The 981-nt window shown below is 77.5% G+C and carries 1 protein-coding gene and 1 pseudogene; both read right to left on the bottom strand.

The window, feature by feature from the left end; translation table 11 throughout:
* Positions 1-655 (bottom strand): CpaF family protein (locus tag FNQ90_RS24765; RefSeq protein WP_182608374.1); only part of this gene is annotated, 655 nt, incomplete at its 3' end.
* A pseudogene (locus FNQ90_RS24760) lies at positions 652-981 on the bottom strand (hypothetical protein); the annotation flags it as partial. The pseudogene FNQ90_RS24760 and the gene FNQ90_RS24765, both read right to left, overlap by 4 nt.

The raw sequence follows: 981 nt of genomic DNA, 5'->3' as shown, positions 1-981 counted from the left end.
GGTGGGCGGGGCGCAGTTCGGCGGAGTCCTCGACCAGCACGATCCGCTCGTGCGGGCCGACCAGGCCGAGGAGACAGGAGAGCAGGGTGCTCTTGCCGCTGCCGGTGCCGCCGCTGATCAGGAAGGAGAGCCGGGCGTCGAGGACCGCCCGCAGCAGGTGTTCGCCCCCGGGCGGGAGGGTGTCGGAGGCGACGAGTTCGGCCGGGGTGAAGGGACGGTGTCGAACGACACGCAGGGACAGGCACGGGGAGCCCACGGCGATCGGGGGCAGGACGGCGTGCAGACGGGTGCCGTCCGGCAGGCGGGCGTCCACCCAGGGGCGGGCGTCGTCGAGCCGGCGACCGGCGGCACAGGCCAGGCGTTGGGCGAGCCGACGCAGGGCAGCGGTGTCGGGGAAGCGGACCGCGGCCCGTTGCAGCCCTCTTCCCCGGTCCACCCACACCTCGGAGGGGCCGTTGACCAGGACGTCCGTGGTGTCGGGTGCGGACAGCAACGGTTGCAGGGGGCCGGCGCCGAGGAGGTCGTCCCGCAGCTCGCCGGCGGCGGGCGGCAGGTGGTCGGCCGGGCCGCCCCCGCCGGTCGGGACGGGGCCGCGGGACCATTCCTCGGCGATGCGGTCACGGACGCGGTCCACCAGGTGCTCGGGGGCGGTCATCGGCCCACCGGCCCCTCCGCGCCCGGTGAGGCGCCCGGCGGTTCACCGGGCTCCCCGGCGGCGAGGCCGGGCTCCCGGGGCGGTTCACCGGCGAGTGGGAGGCCGAGCGACCGGGCGGGGTCGGCCGCCGGGGGGCCGACCCGGCCCACCGCGTCGGCGACGGCCGCGATCACCGACTCCTCGTCGCCGGGCAGGTGGACCACCCGCTCGGCCCCCAGAGCCACTCCTCGTGCCCAGACGGTGTGGTCGTCCAGGTCGGTGCCCACCAACAGGACGCCGGATCGGCGGCCGGGCGTCGGGGTCGGTGCCCCGCCACCGACCGACCC

Origin of the sequence: Streptomyces alkaliphilus (genome assembly GCF_014141535.1) — a bacterium.
Lineage (GTDB): Bacteria > Actinomycetota > Actinomycetes > Streptomycetales > Streptomycetaceae > Streptomyces > Streptomyces alkaliphilus.
The sequence above is the reverse complement of the archived record's forward strand: the minus strand, read 5'-3'. Positions and strand labels throughout refer to the sequence as shown.